This is a genomic window from Pseudomonas sp. S60 (assembly GCF_016647865.1).
Taxonomy (GTDB): domain Bacteria; phylum Pseudomonadota; class Gammaproteobacteria; order Pseudomonadales; family Pseudomonadaceae; genus Aquipseudomonas; species Aquipseudomonas parafulva.
The window spans coordinates 1-355 of sequence record NZ_JACVVH010000119.1 but is presented as its reverse complement, the minus strand read 5'-3'; the positions used below and the strand labels follow the sequence as shown (position 1 = coordinate 355).

Genomic DNA, 355 nt, shown 5'->3' with positions numbered 1-355 from the left:
GGTCACTGAAGGTGGTGTGATCACTTATACCGTGACGCTGACCAACCCGGCCCAGACGCCGGTTACCGTGACCCTGTCCAACGGCCAGGTCATTACTGTTGACGCGGGTAAGACTCAGGGCAGCATCGACTTCCAGACGCCGGCCAATGACGTCTACAACAACGGCTCGACCGTTAGCGTGACGATCCAGAACGCTACTGGCGGCAACTTCGAACAGCTGACTCCTAACCCGACGCCAGCGGTTACGACGATCAATGATTCGATCGACACTACTACCGCGACCCTGACGGCGAACCCGTCGGTCACCGAAGGTGGCGTGATCACTTACACCGTGACGCTGACCAACCCGGCTCAA

The 355-nt window shown here is 58.9% G+C and carries 1 protein-coding gene; it reads left to right on the top strand.

Features of this window, described 5'->3' with window-relative positions; genetic code table 11:
• On the top strand, positions 1-355 hold a 355-nt coding region (locus IAE33_RS24420; RefSeq protein WP_328804925.1), incomplete at both ends, for an immunoglobulin-like domain-containing protein.